Source organism: Sphingobium sp. B8D3A, from assembly GCF_025961995.1.
Classification (GTDB): domain Bacteria; phylum Pseudomonadota; class Alphaproteobacteria; order Sphingomonadales; family Sphingomonadaceae; genus Sphingobium.
Map to the genome: position 1 here is coordinate 3,222,591 of NZ_JAOQOS010000001.1, position 21,801 is coordinate 3,244,391.

Genomic DNA, 21,801 nt, shown 5'->3' on the forward strand with positions numbered 1-21,801 from the left:
GCTCGGGCGGACAAGGGCGCTTGCGGCAGTGATCCCGGCCGAAAAGACAGCCCGCGCCGGTGGTTTCTCAACATTTAACGCAGCAGGTCGCTTTTGCCGGAACCAACCGGCTCCGGCGCAGTTTTCTGCCAGCAATATGGGAGTTTACGAGATGAAGACGTTGTGGGATCCGGGCTTTCTCCAGAGCCAGATCCAGCAATTCGAAGCGCAGGCCACAACGGCGATGCACCCGGATGAGAAAGCCGCCTATCAGAGCTATGTGCAGCATTATCAGACGATGCTGAAAGCGCTTCAAGCGCGTGGCCACGCCGCGACCCTCGAGCACGCCTGAAGCGTCTCTGCGCGTCTTCAAGGCCGGCCCGAACGGATTGCGCTCACACCAAATCCCGCTATCAGGCCCCGATAACGGTAAAACCGCCGAAGATCGGGAGATAAGACCTCATGCCCACCCTCGTCCTCATCCGCCATGGCCAGTCGGCCTGGAACCTGGAGAACCGCTTCACCGGCTGGTGGGATGTCGACGTGACCGAGAAGGGCGCTGCCGAAGCCAAGGCTGCCGGCGCGCTGATGCGGGACAAGGGCCTCGATTTCGACCAGTGCTTCACCTCGCTGCAGACCCGCGCGATCAAGACGCTCAATCTGGCGCTTGAGGAAATGCAGCGGCTCTGGCTGCCGGTGGAAAAGGACTGGCGCCTCAACGAGCGGCATTACGGTGGCCTGACCGGCCTCGACAAGGCCGAGACGGCAGCCAAGCATGGCGATGAGCAGGTGAAGATCTGGCGCCGCAGCTTCGACGTGCCGCCGCCGCCACTGGAGGCCGGCAGCGAATTCGACCTGAGCAAGGACCGGCGCTATGCCGGCATCGCCATCCCGGCGACGGAGAGCCTCAAGGACACCATCGCGCGCGTGCTGCCCTATTGGGAGGGCCGGATCGCTCCCGAGCTGAAGGCCGGCAAGCGCGTGCTCATTTCAGCGCATGGCAATTCGCTGCGCGCGCTGGTCAAGCACCTCTCGAACATCCCCGACGACGAGATTACGGGCCTCGAAATCCCGACCGGCCAGCCCATTGTCTATGAGCTGGCCGACGATCTTTCCGCAAAGGACCGTTATTATCTGTCGGAGCGGTAAGGGTTAGGCGGCCGGTCAGGCCGCCACCTTCACCTCAAGCTGATCGACGGCGGCGAGCGCCGCCTCGATGCCGGCAGCGCGATGCTCGGGACCGACGGCAGCGCCTTCTGCCACGATGAACTCGGGCACGATGCCGATGAAGCCGAAGACGGCGCGCAGATAGCTCTCCGCATGTTCGACAGCGGCGGCAGGCGTGCCCGCGCCGTAAAAGCCGCCGCGCGAGAGCGCGACGATCACGCGCTTGTCGCCTGCCAAGCCGATGGCATTGCCGCTTTCATCATAGCGGAAGGTCTTGCCGGCCACCGCGATATGATCGATCCACGCCTTGAGCTGGGTGGAAATGGTGAAATTGTACATCGGCGCGCCGATCACGACGGTGTCCGCGTCCAGGAATTCAGCCAGCACCGCCGCCGCCTCGTCCGTGCCGAAGCCGGGCAGCGTCAGGTGGGGCAGCGGCTGGGCGGCGAGATCGCGATAGCGCACGTCCGCGCCGGGCTGCTCCGCCTTGAGGCGCTCGACAATGGCTGCCGAAATCTGGCGGGTGATGGAGTTTTCGCCCTGAATGCTGGAATCGATATGCAACACGGTCATGGTCGGCCCTTTCGTAAATTGCTCTTGAGAGACGGATCGGGAAGATCAGTTTCTGTTTGCAACCAGCTAGGGTGGACCTCTAGAACCAACAAGAACGCATTTTTTCGAGACCTAGTCACATGGATATGACCACCACCCGCCTCACCGTGACGTCGCACAAGGAGTGCATGCGGATCACGCAGACCCTCGCGCGATTCGGTGACAGATGGACGCTGCCGGTGGTTGCGGCTCTTGGTGACGGCACGATGCGCTTCAACCAGATCCGGCGGGAGGTGAGCAGTATCTCGCAGCAGATGCTCACCCGCACGCTGCGCGCGCTGGAGCGGGATGGCATGGTCAATCGCACCGTCCATCCGACCACCCCGCCGCAGGTGGATTACGCCCTCACCCCGCTCGGCCATTCGCTGGCCCGCGAGGCGATCCGCCTCGGCAAATGGGCGCAGATGCATCGCGAAGAGATCGACGCCCATCGGGAGCGGTTCGATCGCCTGCAGGAGGGCTGAGGCGCTCTACATCATACAAAGTGCTCCTGCGAAGGCAGGAGTCTAGGGCGGCAAGGCCCGACATCTGAGCCATGGGCTCCTGCCTTCGCAGGAACACTATGGTGGTCCTATGCCTTGCTGCGGACGAACGCCACGGCGATCCCCGCGACGAACAGCGGCAGCCCGAAGGCCAGCGCCACGCCGAACGGTCCAACACCCTGCGCCAGCAGCCAGCCGCCGGTCGCCGGACCGATGATCGCCAGCAGTCGCCCCGCCCCGGCCGTCCAGCCAAGCGCCGTGGAGCGGATCTGCGTGGGATAGGCGGCTGAGATGAAGGCATAGAGCCCGCTGATCGAGCCGACCACGAAGGCGCCGAAGGCAATCGCCATGAAGGCAGCCAGTGCAGGCGTGAACGGCTGGACCATATAGACGAGCATCGAGATGCCACCCGCGAAATAGCAGAAGAGCAGGGTGCGCTTGACGCCGATCCACCCGACCAGCGCGATCATGATGAACGGCCACACGATCGCGCCCACGGAGGAAAGGGCAAAGAGCGCTGCCGCATCCGCCATCGGGAAGCCGGCCTGCATGTGCCAGAAGGTCGGCGCCCAGGAGGCCACGGCATTGCCGACGAACATCATCATCCCGCCCGCCAGCATGAACAAGAGGGTCATGGCCAGCCGCCCCTCGGCAAAGACGGACTTGAGTGACGCCCGCCCGGCTGGCGGCTCATCGAGAAAATAATGGGCTGTGTCGCTGACGTCGCGCGTGATGTGCCGCAGGACGCGGTTGACTTGCGCGGTGCTGCGCCCGGCGGTGACGAGAAAGCGGGGAGATTCAGGCAGAGTGAAGATCAGCACCGGCAGGAGCAGCAGAGGTGCGGCGCCACCCGCCAGAAACGCGCCCCACCAATCGAGCCGATGAACAATGAGAGGCGCAAGCGCGCTGCCCATGGCCGAACCGAATGCAAAGCAGGCCGTGACCAGAATGATCTGGCGAGGCCGGATGTGGCGCGGCGAAATCTCCGCCACCATCGCGATGATGTTGGGCGTGATGCCGCCGAAAAACGCAAAGGCGACCAGCCGCAGCAGTGAGACGGTCGTCAGGGTCGATGCCAGGGCCGTCACAAGCGTGACGAGGCCGAAACCGAGCACGCACAGAATGACGATCGGCTTGCGTCCAACCCGATCTGCCAGCGGCGCGATGAAGGCGTAGCCCAGGGCAAGGCCGATGCCCTGCGCCACGAACACGGCGGAAATCGCGGCTGGCTCGACAGCAAGACCCGCAGCAAGAGCCGGCACGATGGCCCCGAGCATGTACATGTCGAAGCCCTCCATCGCCATGGCGATGCCGCAGAGCGCAAAGATGTACCAGCGCCAGGCCCCGTAAGGCCGGTCCAGAATGGTCTCGATGTCGATCCGCTGCCCGTCTGCATGGGACTGCGCCATGTATCTCTCCCCCGAAGGCTGGTCGGTCTATGTCTTCGAGGGTCTAATGATGAGAACCGCCCCCGCCGCATGTGCGCTCCTGCGGAACCGCTGCCCGTCTGGCAAGCCAGAATTCACCGTGACCAACCGCGCGCGAAGCAAGATTTTGCGCCGGCGAACAATGCCTTGCGGCTGCCTCCCATAGCGCCGGTCGAAGGAATTCTGGCCCTGCGCGAGCACGTAACGATAGCGCGCGCGCCTACGCTTTCATCGAAAACGGGTCCGATTGTGCGGTTGCACCAAAGTCGTGCGCCTGTAATGTCCCGCTCAGGTGCGCAATTCATCAGGCCACGAAGGGTCCCCAGTCTTGTTCGAAAAGTCCGCGACACTCATCCTGTTCGGCGCCACCGGCGATCTGGCGCACCGGATGCTGTTTCCTTCGCTCTATCATCTGCTGTGCGACGGGCTGCTGCCCGAGCCGTTCAACATCCTCGCCTCCGGCCGGTCCGAGATGGATGACGCGGCCTTTCGTGAAACCATCCGCAAGGCGCTGGCGACCTATCTCGCCGATGAGCATCATGATGAGGCGCGCGTTACCGCCTTTCTCGAAAAGATCAGCTATTGCGCCGTGTCCGCCGGCGAACAGGCGCATTTCGATGCGCTGGCGAAACGGGCGAAGGCGCTGGGCGATGGTCCCATTGCGGTCTATCTGTCCACCCCGCCCTCGCTCTTTGCGCCCACCGCCCAGGGTCTCGCCGCCGCGGGTCTGGTCGATGCGCACACCCGCATTGCCATGGAAAAACCCATCGGCAAGGATCTCGCCTCGTCCAAGGTGGTGAACGACGCCATTGGCGATCTGTTCGATGAGGAGCAGATTTTCCGCGTCGACCATTATCTGGGCAAGGAAACGGTGCAGAACCTGATGGCGCTTCGCTTTGGCAACCGCCTGTTCGAGCCGCTGTGGAACGGGGGCGCCATCGATCATGTCCAGATCACCGTCGCCGAGACGGTCGGGCTGGAGGGTCGCGTCTCTTATTATGACGGCGTCGGCGCGCTCAAGGACATGGTGCAGAACCACATGCTCCAGATCCTCTCGATCATCGCCATGGAGCCGCCCGCGCGGATGGATTCCACCTCGGTGCGCGACGAGAAGGTGAAGGCGCTGCGCTCGCTGCGGCCGATGACGCCCGAAACGGTCCGCACCCACAGCGTGCGCGGCCAGTATCGCGACGGCGCAGTGAAGGGCAAGATCATCGCCGGCTATGCCGAGGAACTGGGCAAGGAGAGCGATACCGAGACCTTCGTGGCGTTGAAGGCTCATATCGACAATTGGCGCTGGACGGGCGTGCCGTTCTACCTGCGCACGGGCAAGTGTATGCCCAACCGCCAGTCGGAAATCCTCATCCAGTTCAAGCCGGTGACGCACAGCATTTTCCGCCGCAACGGCTATGATCGCGCGCTCGAGCCGAACTCGCTGATCATCCGCTTGCAGCCGGACGAGAACATCCGCCTGTGCATCATGGCCAAGCGGCCGGGACTCGACCGGGATGGCGTGAAGCTGCAGGAAGTCGGCCTCGACGTCTCCCTCACCCATGCCTTTGCGGGCGAGCGCCGCCGGATCGCCTATGAGCGGCTACTGTTGGATCTGCTGGAGGGCGACACCACATTGTTCGTGCGCCGCGACGAGGTGGAAGCGCAGTGGACCTGGATCGATTCCATCACGCAGAGCTGGCAGGAATCCGGCCAGCAGGTCGTGCATTATGCCGCCGGCACCTGGGGGCCATCCGCTGGCATTGCCTTGATCGAGCGCGATGGAGCAAGCTGGTATGACTGATCTCAATTCCACCGTCGCCGCCGTCACGCAGCGCATCGTCCAGCGCAGCGCGGTCAGTCGCCGCAAATATCTCGACCTCATCGAGCGCGGGCGCGATGCCGGCACCAACCGGGATCGGCTTTCCTGCGGCAACCTCGCCCATGGCTTTGCCGCCAGCGGCGAGGACAAGCCGGTGATCCGCGCCGGCAATGCCATGAACATCGGCATCGTCACGGCCTATAACGACATGCTCTCGGCCCATCAGCCCTATGGCCGCTACCCGGAGGCGATCAAGATCGCGGCGCGGGAAGTCGGCGCCACGGCGCAGGTCGCGGGCGGCGTGCCGGCCATGTGCGACGGCGTGACGCAAGGCCTGGCCGGCATGGAGCTATCGCTCTTCTCGCGGGACACCATTGCGCTCGCGACCGCCGTGGCGCTCAGCCATGCGATGTTCGAGGGCGCGTTGATGCTCGGCATCTGTGACAAGATCGTGCCCGGCCTGTTGATGGGCGCGCTGCGCTTTGGCCACCTCCCCACCATCTTCGTCCCCGCCGGGCCGATGCCTTCGGGCCTCGCCAACAAGGAGAAGCAGCGCATCCGCCAGCTCTATGCCGAGGGCAAGGTGGGGCGCGAGGAGCTGCTGGAGAGCGAGAGCGCCAGCTATCATGGGGCGGGCACCTGCACCTTCTACGGCACGGCCAACACCAACCAGATGATGATGGAAGTAATGGGCCTGCACATGCCCGGCGCTGCCTTCGTCAATCCCGGCACCAAGCTGCGCAGCGAGCTGACCCGCGCCGCCGTGCATCGTGTCGCCTCCATAGGGTGGGATGGCGATGATTATCGCCCGCTCGGCAAGTGCATCGATGAGAAGGCGATCGTGAATGCCGCCGTGGGCCTGCTGGCGACTGGCGGATCGACCAATCATGCCATCCACCTGCCCGCCATCGCGCGCGCGGCGGGGATCGTCATCGACTGGACGGATCTCGCCGATCTCTCCGCCGCGGTGCCGCTGCTGGCGCGCGTCTACCCCAATGGCGCGGATGACGTGAACAACTTCCATGCCGCAGGCGGCATGGCCTGGATCATCACCGAATTGCTGCGCGGCGGCCTGCTGCACCGGGACGTGATGACCGTCGCCCGCGCTGATCTCACGGATTACGGGCGGATGCCGACGCTGGAGAATGACGCGCTCGTCTGGGACGAACCGCTAACCGCGCCCGGCAACGAGGCGATCCTGCGCCCCCTCTCCAACCCATTCAGCGCGGATGGCGGAATGCGGCTGCTCGCCGGCAATCTCGGCCGCTGCATCATGAAGACCAGCGCCGTGGACCGCGAACGCTGGACCATCGAGGCGCCGTGCCGTGTGTTCTCCGATCAGGATCAGGTCATGGCCGCATTCAAGGCGGGCGAGCTGGATCGGGACGTCGTGGTTGTCGTGCGCTTCCAGGGGCCGCGCGCCAACGGGATGCCGGAACTGCACAAGCTCACCCCACCGCTCGGCGTGCTGCAAGACAAGGGCTTCAAGGTCGCGCTGGTGACCGACGGGCGCATGTCCGGCGCCAGCGGCAAGGTGCCGGCGGCCATTCACCTTTCGCCCGAGGCGCTGGGCGGTGGCCCCATCGGCAAGCTGCGCGATGGCGACATCGTCCGCGTCTGCGCCGAGAGCGGCACGCTGGAAGCGAAGGTGGATGCCGCGGAATGGGATGCGCGCGATCAGGCCGAAGCGCCGCCGCCGCCCTATGACACCGGTCGGGAACTGTTCGCCCTGTTCCGCCATAACAGCGATCTGGCGGAAGCGGGCGCCTCGCCGCTGCTGGCAGCCATGGATGCGGAACTATGACCGATCTTGTCGCCGCCGACATTGGCGGCACCAATGCCCGCTTCACCCGTGCCACGCTCGATGCGCGCGGCGTGCCCACGCTGGGCACCGTGCGCAAGTACAAGGTCGCCGATCATGCCAGCCTGCAAAGCTGCTGGCAGGCCTTTCTGGCCGATGACGACGGGCCGGCGCCCGAGCGGGTCTCCATCGCCTTCGCCACGGCCATCGGGCGGGAGGTCATCAAGCTCACCAACTCCAGCTGGATCATCCGTCCTGCCCAGTTGGCCGATGACCTCGGCGTTGCGGCGGTGCGGCTGGTCAATGATTTCGAAGCAGTTGCGCACGCCATTGCGCGGTTGCCGCTCAGCGATCTACCGTTGCTGTTCGGGCCAGACGAGGCCTTTCCCGAGAATGGCTCGGTCACGATTCTCGGCCCCGGCACCGGTCTTGGCGTGGCGATGATCGCGTTTGACGAGGGCGTGCCGCATATCGTCGCGACCGAGGGCGGTCATGTCGATTTCGCGCCGCTCGACGCGCTGGAGGGCCGCATTCTCGCGCAGTTGCGCACCGATCTCGTGCGGGTCTCGACGGAGCGGATCGTCTCCGGACCGGGGCTCAATACACTCTACCGGGCGCTGGCGACGATCAGCCAGGTGCCGGTCACGCTGATGAACGACGCGGACCTGTGGGCCGCCGCTCTGGATGGCAGCAATCCCCTCGCCCGCACGGCGCTGGAGCGGCTGTGCATGAGCTATGGCGCCACGGCCGGCGACCTCGCTCTGGCGCATGGGCCGCATCATGTGGTGCTGGCCGGCGGACTGACGCAGCGGATGCGCGACTTCCTCGCGAACAATAGCGCCTTCCATGACCGTTTCACCGCAAAGGGTCGCTTCGAAGCCTTGATGAGAACCATTCCGGTTCGCTTGGCAACCCATCCTGAAATTGGCCTTTATGGCGCCGCCGCTGCATGGCGGGAGAAGAAAGCATGAGCATGACTGTCGATGACGTAATGGCGCTGGCACCGGTGATCCCGGTACTGATCGTGGAGTCCGTGGCGGATGCCGTCCCGCTGGCGCAGGCGCTGGTCGCCGGAGGTCTGCCGGCCCTCGAGGTCACCATGCGCACCCCCGTCGCGCTCGAGGTGATGCGCGAAATGGCACAAGTGCCCGGCGCCGTGGTCGGGGCCGGCACCGTGCTCAACCCCCGGCAGATCGATCAGGCGCTGGAGGCGGGGGCGCAGTTCATCGTGGCGCCCGGCCTCACCGAGCCGCTCGGCAAGGCCGCGATCGCCAATGGGGCCACCCTGCTCCCCGGCGTCGCTACGGCGGCGGACATCATGCGCGGACTGGATCTGGGGCTTGAGCGCTTCAAATTCTTCCCGGCCTCGACCAGCGGCGGCCTGCCTGCCCTCAAGGCGCTGGCGGCGCCCTTTGGCGGTGTGCGCTTCTGCCCGACCGGCGGCATCACGGCGGCCAATGCGCCGGAATGGCTGGCCCAGCCGTTCGTCGGTTGCGTCGGCGGAAGCTGGGTTGTGCCCAAGGGGCCGCTCGATCCCGCAGCCATAGAAGCGCTGGCGAGGGAAGCTGCGACGCTTCCGCGATAATCGGAGAGGCGCCGCTGGCGTGCCTTGATGGGCACGCCCACGCCGAGGTTACCGTCAGTCCAGCGCGCCCCACAGGCTCGCGGCCTGCACATAGCCGCGCCGGCCGTTCACCTCCATCGCGCACCAACCATCCGAACAGCCGGAGAGCCGCCCCACGACGCCCGGTGCCAGCCGGAACAGCAGGCGGGCGCTCTCGGAGGGACCGTCGCGCATCTGGGCGATATTATCCTTCACGATCGCGGTCGCTTCATCCTTGAGCAGCCGCACATGCATCCAGCCCTGCGTGCCGTCCGGATCCTCGATCTTGCGCCAATTGGTATAGACCTCGACCACCTTCACCGGCAGGTCGCGCTGGCGGTAGATCCAGCTCGCCGGATAGTCGGCGCTCGGCCCCACGCGCATCTTGGCCTCCCCCTTGGAGAGTGAGGCCCAATAGGGCGTCGGGCGACCGGTTTGCGCCTGCGCGTCGGCAGCACCCAGCCCGAGTCCCAATCCCAGGGCCAGCGCCGCAAAAGCCGTAAATAGCCCGCGCGCGTTCATGCCATCAATCTCCCGGAAAATGCCCACACCATAAGGTCCGCTTCTGCCACGGCCACCGCATGGCATCAACCGGAAGCAGCCTTGCGCGAATTGCCGCTTGCCTTTCCGCTCTCGCCTGAGCATTCCCGCCACATGTCCAGGCGTCCCCGGCCCGCTTCGCCCCGCGTGATCGTGACGCGGCGTCTGCCGCAAGCGGTGGAAGCCCGTTTGGGCGAACTGTTCGACGCCCGCTTCAATGTCGAAGATCATCCCATGACACGCGCCGAGTTGCATGAGGCCATGCAGCGGTGCGACGTGCTGGTGCCCACCGTGACGGACGATCTCGATGCCGATCTGATCGCCGGCGCAGGCGATGCGCTGCAGCTGATCGCCAATTATGGCGCCGGCGTGAACCACATCGCCCTGCCCGCCGCCCGCGCGAAGAACATCATTGTCACCAACACGCCCGGCGTGCTGACCGAGGACACGGCGGACATGACCATGGCGCTCATCGTCTCGGTGCCGCGCCGTCTGGCCGAGGGCGAGAAGCTGGTGCGCTCGGGCGAGTGGACCGGCTGGAGCCCCAGCAACATGCTCGGCCATCGCATCGGCGGCAAGGCGCTCGGCATCGTCGGCATGGGCCGCATCGGCCGCGCCGTCGCCCGCCGCGCCCGCGCCTTTGGGCTCTCCATCCATTATCATAATCGCCACCGCCTGCCCGAGGTGGCGGAGCAGGAAGTGGATGCGATCTGGCACCCCGACCTCGACGAGATGCTGCGCAGCATCGACATCCTGACGATCCACACGCCGCGCAATGCGCAGAGCGAGAACCTGATCGACCGGCGCCGCATCGGGCTATTGCGTCCCCATGTCTACCTCATCAACGCCTCGCGCGGTGGCATCGTGGATGAAGAGGCGCTGATCGAAGCGCTGGAAGCCGGGCAGCTTGCCGGCGCCGGCCTTGATGTGTGGGAGTTCGAGCCACAGATCGACCCGCGCCTGCTCGCTCTCCCCAATGTGGTGATGACCCCGCATATGGGCTCGGCGACCTTCGAGGGCCGCATCGCCTCGGGCGAACGGGTGATCGCGAACATCCGCATGTGGGTCGGCGGCGACCGGCCGCCGGATCAGATTCTCGAAGGCTGGGTTTGAGCGAACAGCGGGCTCCTAACCTCACGTCATCCCGGACTTGATCCGGGATCCCGCTTCTTCTTCGCTCACCGCAAAGGCAGCGAGACCCCGGATCAAGTCCGGCGTGACGAGAAAGGGATAAGGTGGGGCTGGCTTCCGCTCTTTAACCCGCCAGCGCCTTTGTCGCCTCGATCGCGCTGCGATAGGCTTCCTGCCGCGCTTCGCTCCAGTAAGCGAGTTCGCCGAGCGGGATTTCCACCCCGCTCACGGCGCAGATTACGAAACGGCCCGAGCGGACCACCTGATAATCCGCCGCGCGATATTTGAGGATGGCGAGGCCCGGCATGTCCGGCGTGCGCATCATGCTCATCAGTCCCCGGTGAGGATGCGGTCGACCAGTTGCTTCACGGTCGGCACGAACCCGTTGGAGTAGAAGGGGTCCTGCTTGAAGCGATAGGCGCCATGGCCGGCGAACAGCAGGTTCTTGTCGACATCGCCGCCATGCACCGCATCCTGCAGGGTCTTCTGGATGCAGAAGCTGCGCGGATCGGCGAGGCGACCGGTCGAATAATCGTCATGGTCCTTCCACGACGAAAAACCGCAGTGCGAGAGGCAGCCCATGCAATCGGCCTGATCCTTGCGGATCACGGCGCGGTCCTCGTCGGTCACGAAGACCAGCGTGTTGTCGGGCGTCTTGAGCGCCGTCTCATAGCCCTGCAGCACCCACTCGCGGGCGCGCAGCAGATCGTTGCGGGTCACCCAGTAATTGCGGCCCTTGATGCCGACATCGAGCTGATGGTTGTGGTCGCCCGCTTCTTCCATGGAGAAGGCGATCTGCCGCTCCGAGCGCGCCTCGAGATCGCGCAGGAAGGGATTGCGGATCGCGGAGGAATAGAAACCGGTCGGCGAGAAGCGGTGGAGGAGGATGTCGCCTTCCTCCAGCGTCATCAGCTTCTCCTTCCACGCCTGCGGAATCGGGCTTTCCTGCGTGAGCAGCGGACGGGTGCCGAACTGGAAGGCAATCGCTCCCAGCTCCGGATTGTCGATCCAGTCGCTCCAGTCCCGCAGATACCAGACGCCCCCGGCCATCACGATCGGCACGTCGTCGCTGATGCCGCCCTCGCGCATCGTGTCGCGCAGCGCCTTCACGCGGGGATAGGGATCTTCCGGCTTGGTCGGGTCTTCCGCGTTGGACAGGCCATTATGGCCACCGGCCAGCCACGGATCTTCATAGACCACCGCGCCCAGCCACTCCGCAGCCTTATGATAGGCCCGCTTCCACAGCGCGCGGAAAGCGCGGCCTGAGCTCACGATCGGCAGGTAGCTGACCTGATGCTGCGCAGCAATTTCGCTGAGCTTGTAGGGCATGCCGGCCCCGCAGGTCACGCCTGCGACCATGCCCTTGGTGCGCTCCAGCACGCCTTGCAGCACGGCCTGCGCGCCGCCCATTTCCCAGAGCACGTTGATGTTGATGGCGCCCTTGCCGCCGGCCATCTCATAAGCGCGCTTCACCTGCTCCACACCACCTTCGATGGCGTAGGCGATCAGCTCTTCATGGCGCTGCTGGCGCGTGCGGCCATGGTAGATTTGCGGGATGACATTGCCGTCGGCATCATAGCTGTCCGCATTCACGGCCGACACGGTGCCGATGCCGCCAGCGGCAGCCCATGCCCCGGAGCTCATGTGATTGGAGACCGCAACGCCCTTGCCGCCTTCGATAACCGGCCACACCTCGCGACCGCCATAGACGATCGGCTTCAAGCCCTTGAACAAATGAAACTCCTCAGTGCCCCATCGGCCAGCTTCGCAAGCCAGCCACGAGCGCCTTTACCAGCATTTTCCTCAAACCAAGTGCTAAAATGCCACAAAACTCAAAATAACGCCAGTTCGTTACCGACCGCCTCACCATAGAGCCGGGCGTAGAGCTGGATCATCACGGCTTCATCGAAACAGCGCCTCGCTCTGTCGCGATTGGCTGCGCCGATGGTCCGACGCAGATCGGCATCCCCGGCCAGTTCTGCAAGGGCAGCCTGAAAATCATCGGTCGCATCGGGGGCCACGATGAAGGGCCGGTTGTCCGGCGCGACCATGCCGAGCGTATCGCCGACGTCGGTCGCCACCACCGGCAGGCCGGCCGCCATCGCCTCCATCAGGGCAGTGGGGAACTGCTCGCTATCGGAGGACAATGCGAAAATATCGAAGGCGCCGACATAATCCTGCGGGCGCGGCAGGGCTCCGGGCATCAGCAGATCGTGCATGCCCTGACGCTCCGCCTCCGCAAGGATCGCCTCCCGCTCCTCCCCGTCACCGACGATGACCAGGCGCAGCCGGTCGCGCAGCGGCGCCACCGCCCGGACGAGCCGGGGCAGGTTCTTGACCGCACGCAGATTGGCGACGGTGCCCACGATCAGCCGTCCGTCCGGTACCAGCCCGGGAATCGCAGTGACCGGCCGGGTGCCCTCATAGGCGGCGATATCCAGCCCGTTGGGGATCTGGTGAACCTTCTCGGCGGGCTGCCGCCACTCCGCCTGAGCGATATGCGCCAACTGCGCCGACGGGACGACGAGCGCCCGCGCGCCTTGCAAGGCGATCTGGCGGTAGCGGTTGCGAGCGGCCTGGCGGACGAACGCCTCGTCCACATCGAAGCCCTCTTCGTGGTGGATCAACGGCGGCAGGCAGCGCAGCCGGCGGAAGAGACGGTGCGCCATGACGCCATCGATCGCGCCCCAATTGAAGCTCAGGATGAGATCATAGCCGCGCATCGCCTTGGCCAGCGCGTTGAACCGGGCGAAGGTCGCGGGCCCCTCCAGCGCGGGCGAATCGAGAAAGCGCACCTTCAGCGTGGGGTCGAGCAAGGCTTGCGCCCCAGTGGCACCCGGCTCGGCCAGCAGGATGTCGTGCTGCATCCGCCCACCCCAATGATTCATCAGCCGGGCAAGGCGCGCTTCCTTTCCGCCCAGATCGAAGGTGCGGTGAATTTGCAGCACGCGCAGCGGCTCGCGGGAGAGATCGCGCCGGGCCGCCCGCCGCGTCATGGCTTCTCGCTGATCCTGGCGAGCAGCCTGTCGAGCGCCGCCACCGCTTCTGGCTCTTCCAGCGTGGGTGCATGACCCACCCGCGGCACCGTCACCAGATCCAGCTGCGGGAGGCGCGTCTGCATCGCCTGCGCCGTCTGGACGGTCAGCAGATCGCTTAGCGCGCCACGCACCAAGGTGAGCGGGATATCGCCGATCGCCTCGAACGCCGGCCACAGGTCGACGCCCGCCGCACCGCCGGGCGCCCGAAACGGCTCGGCGAGGCGCTGGTCATAATCCAGCACGATGCGCCCCTGGCTCGTCAGTCGATATAGCCGCTTGGCGATGCGCAGCCAGTCGGTCAGCTTGTAATCGGGGTAGATCACCCCCTGCACATCCGCCACCGCCCGCGCCGCGTGAACCCAGGTCGGCTGCGCGCTACCGGTACCGACCCCTTGCCGGATGCGCTCCAGCCCTTCCTCGGCAATCTCCGGCCCGATATCGTTGATCAGCGCGCCCGCAAGGCTCCCGCGCCGGGTCGCCGCGATCAGCATCAGCATGATTCCGCCGAGCGACGTGCCGACTCCCACGAAGCGCGGCAGGGCCAGCTCATCGATCAGCTTGAGCAGATCCTGCAGATAGACCAGCGGCACATAGCTCATCGGGTCCTTGGCGTAAGCGCTCTCGCCGCGTCCGCGCAGTTCCACCACGATAACGCGCCACTCGCCGGCCAGCCGCTCCGCCACCGGCTCGAAGTCACGGACGTTGCGCGTCAGGCCTGGCAGGCACAGGATCGGCGGCCGATCCTCCCGGCCCGGATAGTCCCGGTAATGCAGCCGTAAATTGTCCTGCGACCACCAATATTTGTCTTCATAGCCCGACAAGCTTGATCCTTTCCCGGGGCGCCCCCCATATCAGAGCATGGACGCAGCGCTTAAGACAGACATATTTCATCCGGAACGCGCAATAGCTTCAATTGCGGACTTTCTGGCAGACCCCGTGCAGCCGGCGGATTTCCCGCAGACGATCCTGCGCTTCCGCAATGATCGCGCGGCCAGCACGGTGGGGCTGGCGGCGCTCGACGATGCGCAATGGATCAGCCATTTCGGCCGCTTCACGCCTCTGCCCGGCGCGCAGCCGGAGCCACTGGCGCTGCGCTATCACGGCCACCAATTCCGCACCTACAATCCCGATCTTGGCGATGGGCGCGGCTTTCTGTTCGCCCAGATGCGCGAGGCTGCGCCCGCCGGCGGCCGGCTGCTGGATCTCGGCACCAAGGGCTCCGGCCGCACGCCCTGGAGCCGCACGGCGGACGGCCGCCTGACCCTCAAGGGTGGCGTGCGCGAAATCCTCGCGACCGAAATGTTGGAGGCGCTCGGCGTCACCACCTCACGCACCTTCTCGATCATCGAAACCGGCGAACCGCTGGTGCGCGGCGACGAGCCTTCGCCCACCCGCTCGGCGGTGATGGTGCGGCTCAGCCACGGCCATATCCGGATCGGTAGCTTCCAACGGCTCGCCTATCTCGGCGAGCGCGAGGAGAGCGCACGGCTGATCGACTATTGCCTGCGCCATCTTCTGGCGGTGGAGCCCGGCGACGTGCCCGCGCTCACGCTGCTGGAGGCGGTCGTCGCGCGCACGGCCGATCTCGCGGCAAGCTACATGGTCGCCGGTTTCGTCCATGGCGTGCTCAACAGTGATAACATCGCGGTCACCGGCGAGAGCTTCGACTACGGGCCGTGGCGCTTCACCCCGCGCTGGGAGCCGGGCTTTACCGCCGCCTATTTCGACCAGACCGGCCTCTACGCCTTCGCCCGTCAGGCCGAGGCGATCCACTGGGATGTCGCGCAACTGGCGCAATCGCTGGTGGAGCATGCGGAGACGGAGGCGCTAGTCGAGATACTTCGGCGCTTCCCGGCCATGTATGAAAGCCGCCTGATCGAGCAGTTCCTCTGGCGGCTGGGCCTCGACGTGCCGGACGCGGAGGCCGGCCGCGCCTTCGTAATCGCCGCTGTCGAGGCGCTGCGCGGCAGCGATGTACTCATCGACCGCTTCTTCTTCGACTGGCGGCGTGGCGACCATGCCGGATCGCGTTATTCGGGCGCTGCGTGGGACAAGGTCCGGACAGCGCGCGAGCCCCTCACCTTACGGCCCGGCGCCGGTGACCACCCGTATTGGCACGGCGATGCGCCCTGCTCGATGCACATCGAGGAAGTCGAGGCGCTCTGGACGCCCATCGCCGAGCGCGATGATTGGGCTCCGCTTTACGCCAAGATCGAGGCGATCCGCGCCATGGGGGCGGCGCACGGCCCGGTGCCGGGCCAGCCGCTCGCCTCGCGCAGCGCATAAGCCGGTGCGCGCCCCGCAGCGCGCGTCGTAAATCCGCTGGAAACTAATTGCGCCGCATAGCCGCTGCATGTTGCACGCCCCGCTTCATGCCACCGAGGCTCCGCACGAGCCTTCCGTCCTCGAATCGCTCGATCCGGCGACGGGCGAGGCCGTCTGGCAGGGAGAGGAGACCGACCCCGCCGCGCAGATCGCGCTGGTGGCGCACCACTGGACCGCATGGGCAGGCCTCTCCTCCGCTGTCCGCATCGAGACCATGCGCCGCTTCGCCAACGGCGTGCGCGCCAGCGAGGAGGCTTTCGCGACCCTGATCTCGCGCGAAACCGGGCGACCGCTCTGGTCTACGCGGCAAGAGGTGATTAGCCTGTTCGAGCGCGTCGAGAAGGCCGTGCAGGCTTATTCCGAACGCACGGGCCAGCGGCAGAGCGAAGGCGCGATGGGCGCCCGCACCGCGCTGCGCCACAAGCCGCATGGCGTGCTCGCCATCATCACCCCGCATTGCCTGCCCGCGCGCATCCCGGTCGATCACATGGTTCCGGCGCTGCTGGCGGGCAATGGCGTGCTGTTCAAGCCCTCGGAGAAGGTGCCCGCCACGGGCGAGATGCTGGTGCGCCTGATGCACGAGGCCGGCGTGCCGCACGATCAGGTGCAATGCGTGATCGGCGGCCCGGCGGTCGGCGAGGCGCTGGCGGCCGCGCCGGATGTTCATGGCGTGCTCTTCACCGGATCGACCCGCACTGGCCGCGCCATCAACCGCGCCTGCGCCGACCAACCCGGCAAGATGCTGGCCCTGGAAATGAGCGGCAACAATCCGATCATTGCCTGGGACACACCGGACATCGCCAGCGCCGCCGCGCTCATCGTCCAGTCCGCCTTCGACATGAGCGGGCAGCATTGCCTGTCCGCCCGCCGCCTCATCGTGCGTGATACCCTCGCCGAGCCGCTGCTGGGCGCGGTGAAGGCCCTGACGGATCGCCTGATCGTCGGCCCGCCGACCGCCGATCCGCCCCCCTTCATGGGGCCGGTAATCGACATGGACGCTGCCGACGGCCTCACCGAGAGCTTCCTGTATCTGATGAGCCATGGCGGCCGCCCGATCCGGCACATGCAGCGCCCGGTCGAAGGCCTGCCCTTCGTCACGCCCGGTATCATCGACGTGACGGCCATGACACCGCGCAGCGACGTGGAACTGTTCGGCCCGATCCTGCAGGTCATATGCGTCACCAGCTTCGACGAGGCGATCATCGAAGCCAACAGCACCCGCCACGGCCTGTCCGCGACGCTGATCGGCGGCGGCCCGGAACATTATGATCGCTTCTGGGCCAACAGCCGCGCCGGCATCGTCAACTGGAACCGCCCCACTTACGCGCTCGCGGCCAATGCACCGGTCGGCGGTACCGGCCTGTCGGGCAATCACCGCCCCGGCGGCCACTATATGGCCGACCATTGCGCCTACCCCGTCGCCTCATCCGAAATGCCCCAGCCCCGCGCGACAATCGGCGTGGGGCTGCGCGCGATTGTGGCGGATCGGTGAAGTGAAGGCTCTCTGATAATTGGCCTGCATGGTTGCGGAAAGCAGCCTTTGCCCCCCTCTGAAGAGGACGGGAGACGTCTCCGCCAAATTTGAACGCCCGGACATCCTTCTCAACCACTCAGATACAGCGTGTGCATGGCAAGCATGGTACGGCAAACCCTCCCCCCCCCCAACCCTCACCGTTCGTGCTGAGTAGGGTCTGAGTAGCGCCGCAGGCGCATATCGAAGAGCCGTATCGAAGCACTGCAGCCCGAGGGCAAGTCCTTCGATACGCCGCTTCGACAGGCTCAGCAGCTACTCAGGACGAACGGAAATACCGTCTGCAATGTCGCTGTCTCTGGCCGAGCAGCCTCCATAATCGCTGCGAGTAGCCGGCATATGCACCAGCCACGCAGCCCAAAGCTCCCTCACGCCGCCAGCGGCTGCTCGTCCCGCCGCAACGTCAACACCTCGACGTCGGTCGCCGTCACCGCCACAGTGTGCTCGAACTGCGCGGAAAGCTTGCGGTCCTTCGTCACCACCGTCCAGCCGTCGCCCTTGGTCATCACGCCGCGCGTGCCCTGGTTGACCATCGGTTCGATGGTGAACACCATGCCCTCGCGCAGTGTGAGGCCAGTGCCCGGACGGCCGAAGTTCATCACCTGCGGGTCCTCGTGCATCTCGCGTCCGATGCCATGGCCGCAATATTCCCGCACGACCGAGTAGCCATGCTTCTTGGCGTGGCGCTCGATGGCAAAGCCGATGTCGCCGAGGCGCGCGCCGGGGCGCACCTGGCGGATGCCCTGCCACATCGCTTGCTGGGCAACACGCACGAGCCGGCGCGCCGCGGGTGAGACCGTGCCGACGAGATAGGTCTTGCTGCTGTCGGCAATGAAGCCGTTCTTCTCCAGCGTGATATCGAGATTGATGATGTCGCCATCCGCAATGATCCGGTCGGCATCCGGCACGCCATGGCAGACGACCTCGTTGATCGAACAATTGAGCACATAGGCAAAACCATATTGCCCCTTGCTCGCCGGACGCGCCGCCAGATCATCGACGATGAAGCGCTCGACCATATCGTTGACCGCCATGGTGGAGCGGCCGACGAGATCCTCCCCGTCCAGCATCTCGAAGACCGATGCGAGCAACCGGCCGGAGATGCGCATGAGGGCGAGTTCGTCTGGCGTCTTGACCATCTCAGGCGGCCTGGGCGGTGGCGAGGTCCTGCCGGTCCTTTTCGATCTTCACGATCTCGTTGAACGACAAGGTGGGATGGGCCTCGGCCAGCATCCCGATCTTCATCCAGAACTCGGCCTGAGCATTGATGGAGCGGCACATGACGGCGCTGGTGCGGCGCGCTTCCTCATGCAACCCATCCTCGATCTTGACCAAACCCATGAACCGCTCCGCATATAGATGATATGCGAATCATATATGGTTCATATCTTCAATCGTCAAATAGCGCGGCTTAGCCGGTGAGGCCTGCCAGCGTGGCTAGGCCCAGGAAGGAGAGGAAGCCCATCGAATCGGTGACCGTCGTCACGAAAATCGAGGAGGCAACCGCAGGATCGACGTTGAACCGCTCGAACAGGATAGGCACCGCGACTCCGGCAAAGCCGGCCGTGACGATATTCAGCACCATCGCGGAGCCGATCACCCCGCCCAGCAAGGGGTCCTGAAAGAACAGGCCAACGCCAATGCCGAGCACCACCGCGACCGTCGCCCCGTTAAGCACCGCCACGCGCAATTCGCGCATGATCATGCGCCAGGTGTTGGAGGCGGTGATCTGGTTGGTGGCAAGGGCGCGGACGGTGACCGCCATGGTCTGGCTGCCGGCATTGCCACCCACGCTGGCGACGATGGGCATCAGTACGGCCAGCACGACCATCTTCGCGATTGCATCCTCAAAGGCAGCGATGATCGCGGTGGCGAACAACGCGGTGATGAGATTGGCGAGCAGCCAGCGCACGCGCGCCTTGTAACTCTCCCGCACCGGCTCGTTGATGTCGCCTTCACCCGCACCGGACAGGCGGAGAATGTCCTCGCCAGCTTCTTCCTGAATGATGTGGACCACGTCGTCCACGGTGATCATGCCGACGAGACGCCCGCCCGGATCGACCACCGCTGCCGAGATCAGCGCATATTTCTGGAAGCGCAGCGCGACCTCTTCCTGATCCATGTCGACTGGGATCAGCGTCTGCTCGCGCTTCATCACATCGCTCATGGCGATTTCGCGCGGGCAGCGCAGCACCCAGGAGAGCTGGCAGGAGCCGATCGGCCGATGAGCCGCGTCGACAACGAAAATTTCCCAGAAATCCGATGTCAGGTCGCGGGTATCGCGCAAAAAGTCGATGGTCTGGCCGACGGTCCAATGCTCGGGCACCGCGACCAGATCGCGCTGCATGAGTCGGCCTGCGGATTCCTCGGGATAGCCCAACGCGCTCTCGATGGCGGCGCGGTCTTCCGGCTCCATCGCATCGAGGACGGTCTGCTGGTCCTCCTCGTTGAGATCCTCGATGATGGCGACGGCATCGTCGGTATCCAATTCGCCGGCCAGTTCCGCGAGCTGCTCAAGCTCCAGCGCCTCGACGACGGTATCGCGCACATAATCGTTCAGCTCGGACAGCACTTCCGCGCCGACCAGCGAGCCCAGCGCATGAACCAGCCCGGCCCGCCGATCCTCGGGCGTCAGCTCGAGAAGGTCGGCGATGTCGGCGGGGTGCAGCGTCTCGACCAGCGCCTGCGCGGCATCGTCCTTGCCCTCCTCGACTGCGGACAAAACGGCAGAGACGAACTCCGGCCGAAGACGATCGTCCTCGTCCAGATTGGTATCGACGAGCGCGTCTTCCTCCTCGGGAGGGATCGCGCCGGGCTGCGATGCGGCCTCGGTCTCGCTCATGCGGCGCCTCCCTTCCGGCTGCGGCCGCCACTGGCCACGCCTGCTCTCGATAATCGCTCCTTTTGCCCATGCCCGGGGCAAATGCAACGTCATGCAGCCTTCCCTTGACGAAAGCAGTCACTATAGAGGCCGCTCCATTCCCCCGCCCGCTTCCGCTCCGCTTTGCGACCCGAGGCCGGTAGAGACAAGGAGACTGCCCCCATGGCCGACCAGACCCTTACCCTGACGCTCGACACCGGCGACGTCGTGATCCAGCTGCGCCCCGATCTGGCCCCCAAGCATGTCGAGCGCATCAGCGCGCTTGCCAAGGACGGCTTTTATGATGGCGTGGTGTTCCACCGCGTGATCCCCGGCTTCATGGCGCAGGGCGGCGACCCGACCGGCACCGGCATGGGCGGCTCGAAGCTTCCCGATCTGCCGGCCGAGTTCAACAGCGAGCCGCATGTGCGCGGCGTGTGCTCTATGGCACGCAGCTCCAACCCGAACAGCGCCAACAGCCAGTTCTTCATCTGCTTCGACGATGCGACGTTCCTCGATCGTCAATATACCGTCTGGGGCGTTGTGACCGAAGGCATGGAGCATGTCGACGCGCTGCCCAAGGGCGAGCCGCCGGCAAAGCCGGGCAAGATCGTGAAGGCTACGGTGAGTGAAGCCTAAGGCAAGATTGCCTGCGCGATTGTAATACTATCGCGAAGTCTTCAAGTAAAACTGAACGCCAAGTGAATGGCCCCGTTGTGTAGCACATGTGCAACAGCGGGGCCTTTCCACAATTGCTCCACAATTCATTCGGGAACGGTTCATCTGGCTGAGCCATTTTAGGGACAGTGATCGACGCAGGTCGGTCGCGAAACGAGGACCTAAACAGTCCTGTTCTGTTAATAGAAGGTTCAGTGTTATGAAAGCTTTTCCCCTCACCCTCGCCGTTGCTCTCGCAGCGGGTCTCTCGGCCCCGGCTCTGGCACAGGACGCGAAGGGCCTGCAGCCCTATGTCGGCGTGATGGGCGGCCTGCATGACTTCGACAACCAGCAGCCTGCAGGTGGACCGCCGAGCGGCTATCGCGGCTGGGTCGCTGAAGGCGTGGCCGGTCTGAACTACGACCTCGGCCCCGTCGTGGTCGGTGCCGAAGGTAGCGTCGCCAAGGGCTTCGACAAGGACATCGACTGGGAATATGGCGCCGCAGGCCGTCTGGGCCTCAAGGCCGGTAAGGACAGCATGTTCTTTGCCAAGGTCGGTTATCAGTGGACCCAGTTCAATGACAAGACCGTGCCGCTGGCCGACACCGATCGCCACTATCACGGCGTGACTTATGGCGGTGGCGTCGAGCTTTCGCTGGCCGACATGGGCAGCACGGCCGAGACCAGCAACATCCGCCTGCGTGCGCAGGTCGACACGCGCGGTAACTTCAACAGCTTCCGCCCGATGGTCGGTGTTGTTGCCAAGTTCTGATGACGGATCGATGCGCCCCGCTGGCTAGGAGCGGGTCGCATGAAAAGAAGCGGCCGGGAGTTT

22 protein-coding genes are annotated in these 21,801 nt (G+C 65.2%); 12 read left to right on the forward strand and 10 right to left on the reverse strand.

The window, feature by feature from the left end:
- Positions 1 to 28 precede the first annotated feature (28 nt).
- Both M2342_RS14920 and gpmA read left to right on the forward strand, forming a co-directional pair.
- On the forward strand, positions 29 to 331 hold the full coding sequence (locus M2342_RS14920; RefSeq protein ID WP_264571182.1) for a hypothetical protein: 303 nt from the start codon (positions 29 to 31) through the stop codon (positions 329 to 331).
- A 110-nt stretch (positions 332 to 441) separates the two neighbouring features.
- Positions 442 to 1,128, forward strand: a complete 687-nt coding sequence (gpmA, locus tag M2342_RS14925; protein ID WP_264573500.1) for a 2,3-diphosphoglycerate-dependent phosphoglycerate mutase — start codon at positions 442 to 444, stop codon at positions 1,126 to 1,128.
- 15 nt (positions 1,129 to 1,143) lie between these two features.
- Here gpmA and M2342_RS14930 read toward each other — a convergent pair whose 3' ends face one another.
- Entirely contained in the window at positions 1,144 to 1,719 is a 576-nt protein-coding gene (locus M2342_RS14930; RefSeq protein ID WP_264579660.1) for an FMN-dependent NADH-azoreductase, read from the reverse strand.
- Positions 1,720 to 1,838: 119 nt separating this feature from the next.
- On the opposite strand from M2342_RS14930, the gene M2342_RS14935 reads away from it, so the two are divergent.
- Complete coding sequence (locus M2342_RS14935; protein WP_181560501.1) at positions 1,839 to 2,222, forward strand: winged helix-turn-helix transcriptional regulator; 384 nt, start codon at positions 1,839 to 1,841, stop codon at positions 2,220 to 2,222.
- A gap of 107 nt (positions 2,223 to 2,329) precedes the next feature.
- Here M2342_RS14935 and M2342_RS14940 read toward each other — a convergent pair whose 3' ends face one another.
- Positions 2,330 to 3,649, reverse strand: coding sequence for an MFS transporter (locus tag M2342_RS14940; protein ID WP_264579661.1), 1,320 nt, complete (start codon positions 3,647 to 3,649; stop codon positions 2,330 to 2,332).
- Between the two features lie 346 nt (positions 3,650 to 3,995).
- Between M2342_RS14940 and zwf the strand changes: the two genes are divergently transcribed.
- Genes zwf through eda form a run of 4 tightly spaced genes read left to right on the forward strand, consistent with a single transcriptional unit; the run spans position 3,996 to position 8,866 of the window.
- Positions 3,996 to 5,462 (forward strand): glucose-6-phosphate dehydrogenase, encoded by a 1,467-nt coding sequence (zwf, locus tag M2342_RS14945; RefSeq protein ID WP_264579662.1) that lies wholly within the window; start codon positions 3,996 to 3,998, stop codon positions 5,460 to 5,462.
- A complete protein-coding gene (gene edd / locus M2342_RS14950; RefSeq protein ID WP_264571188.1) occupies positions 5,455 to 7,284 on the forward strand; it encodes a phosphogluconate dehydratase in 1,830 nt (609 codons plus the stop codon). The genes zwf and edd overlap by 8 nt, the downstream gene beginning before the upstream one ends.
- Entirely contained in the window at positions 7,281 to 8,252 is a 972-nt protein-coding gene (locus M2342_RS14955; protein ID WP_264579663.1) for a glucokinase, read from the forward strand. Before edd ends, M2342_RS14955 begins: the two co-directional genes overlap by 4 nt.
- Positions 8,249 to 8,866 carry a bifunctional 4-hydroxy-2-oxoglutarate aldolase/2-dehydro-3-deoxy-phosphogluconate aldolase gene (eda, locus tag M2342_RS14960; RefSeq protein WP_264579664.1) on the forward strand — a complete coding sequence of 206 codons (618 nt, stop codon included), beginning with the start codon at positions 8,249 to 8,251 and terminating at the stop codon, positions 8,864 to 8,866. The genes M2342_RS14955 and eda overlap by 4 nt, the downstream gene beginning before the upstream one ends.
- Positions 8,867 to 8,920: 54 nt before the next feature.
- On the opposite strand, the gene M2342_RS14965 is transcribed toward eda, so the two are convergent.
- Entirely contained in the window at positions 8,921 to 9,406 is a 486-nt protein-coding gene (locus M2342_RS14965) for an SH3 domain-containing protein (protein WP_264579665.1), read from the reverse strand.
- 132 nt (positions 9,407 to 9,538) lie between these two features.
- Here M2342_RS14965 and M2342_RS14970 point away from each other — a divergent pair, with 132 nt between their 5' ends.
- Entirely contained in the window at positions 9,539 to 10,537 is a 999-nt protein-coding gene (locus M2342_RS14970; protein ID WP_264579666.1) for a 2-hydroxyacid dehydrogenase, read from the forward strand.
- A gap of 142 nt (positions 10,538 to 10,679) precedes the next feature.
- Here the strand turns inward: M2342_RS14970 and M2342_RS14975 are convergent, their stop codons facing one another.
- The 4 genes from M2342_RS14975 to M2342_RS14990 all read right to left on the reverse strand — a co-directional run bounded on the left by M2342_RS14975 (position 10,680) and on the right by M2342_RS14990 (position 14,414).
- A complete protein-coding gene (locus tag M2342_RS14975; protein ID WP_264571193.1) occupies positions 10,680 to 10,886 on the reverse strand; it encodes a DUF2093 domain-containing protein in 207 nt (68 codons plus the stop codon).
- On the reverse strand, positions 10,886 to 12,289 hold the full coding sequence (locus M2342_RS14980) for an NAD(P)H-dependent flavin oxidoreductase (protein WP_264579667.1): 1,404 nt from the start codon (positions 12,287 to 12,289) through the stop codon (positions 10,886 to 10,888). Before M2342_RS14980 ends, M2342_RS14975 begins: the two co-directional genes overlap by 1 nt.
- A 98-nt stretch (positions 12,290 to 12,387) precedes the next feature.
- On the reverse strand, positions 12,388 to 13,551 hold the full coding sequence (locus M2342_RS14985) for a glycosyltransferase family 4 protein (protein ID WP_264579668.1): 1,164 nt from the start codon (positions 13,549 to 13,551) through the stop codon (positions 12,388 to 12,390).
- The gene (locus M2342_RS14990) at positions 13,548 to 14,414 is read right to left on the reverse strand and encodes an alpha/beta fold hydrolase (protein ID WP_264579669.1); all 867 of its coding nucleotides are present in this window, start codon (positions 14,412 to 14,414) and stop codon (positions 13,548 to 13,550) included. The genes M2342_RS14985 and M2342_RS14990 overlap by 4 nt, the downstream gene beginning before the upstream one ends.
- A 37-nt stretch (positions 14,415 to 14,451) precedes the next feature.
- Here M2342_RS14990 and M2342_RS14995 point away from each other — a divergent pair, with 37 nt between their 5' ends.
- On the forward strand, positions 14,452 to 15,879 hold the full coding sequence (locus M2342_RS14995; RefSeq protein ID WP_264579670.1) for a protein adenylyltransferase SelO family protein: 1,428 nt from the start codon (positions 14,452 to 14,454) through the stop codon (positions 15,877 to 15,879).
- 67 nt (positions 15,880 to 15,946) lie between these two features.
- Positions 15,947 to 17,410 (forward strand): succinylglutamate-semialdehyde dehydrogenase, encoded by a 1,464-nt coding sequence (locus tag M2342_RS15000; RefSeq protein ID WP_264579671.1) that lies wholly within the window; start codon positions 15,947 to 15,949, stop codon positions 17,408 to 17,410.
- A gap of 407 nt (positions 17,411 to 17,817) precedes the next feature.
- Here the strand turns inward: M2342_RS15000 and map are convergent, their stop codons facing one another.
- The 3 genes from map to mgtE all read right to left on the reverse strand — a co-directional run bounded on the left by map (position 17,818) and on the right by mgtE (position 20,291).
- The gene (map, locus tag M2342_RS15005) at positions 17,818 to 18,588 is read right to left on the reverse strand and encodes a type I methionyl aminopeptidase (RefSeq protein WP_264579672.1); all 771 of its coding nucleotides are present in this window, start codon (positions 18,586 to 18,588) and stop codon (positions 17,818 to 17,820) included.
- Between the two features lies 1 nt (position 18,589).
- Entirely contained in the window at positions 18,590 to 18,790 is a 201-nt protein-coding gene (locus M2342_RS15010) for a ParD-like family protein (RefSeq protein ID WP_264579673.1), read from the reverse strand.
- A gap of 70 nt (positions 18,791 to 18,860) precedes the next feature.
- Positions 18,861 to 20,291, reverse strand: a complete 1,431-nt coding sequence (gene mgtE / locus M2342_RS15015) for a magnesium transporter (RefSeq protein ID WP_264579674.1) — start codon at positions 20,289 to 20,291, stop codon at positions 18,861 to 18,863.
- Between the two features lie 201 nt (positions 20,292 to 20,492).
- Here mgtE and M2342_RS15020 point away from each other — a divergent pair, with 201 nt between their 5' ends.
- Together M2342_RS15020 and M2342_RS15025 are read left to right on the forward strand one after the other, a co-directional pair.
- Entirely contained in the window at positions 20,493 to 20,948 is a 456-nt protein-coding gene (locus tag M2342_RS15020) for a peptidylprolyl isomerase (protein ID WP_181560519.1), read from the forward strand.
- 238 nt (positions 20,949 to 21,186) lie between these two features.
- On the forward strand, positions 21,187 to 21,738 hold the full coding sequence (locus tag M2342_RS15025) for a porin family protein (RefSeq protein WP_264579675.1): 552 nt from the start codon (positions 21,187 to 21,189) through the stop codon (positions 21,736 to 21,738).
- Positions 21,739 to 21,801 lie beyond the last annotated feature (63 nt).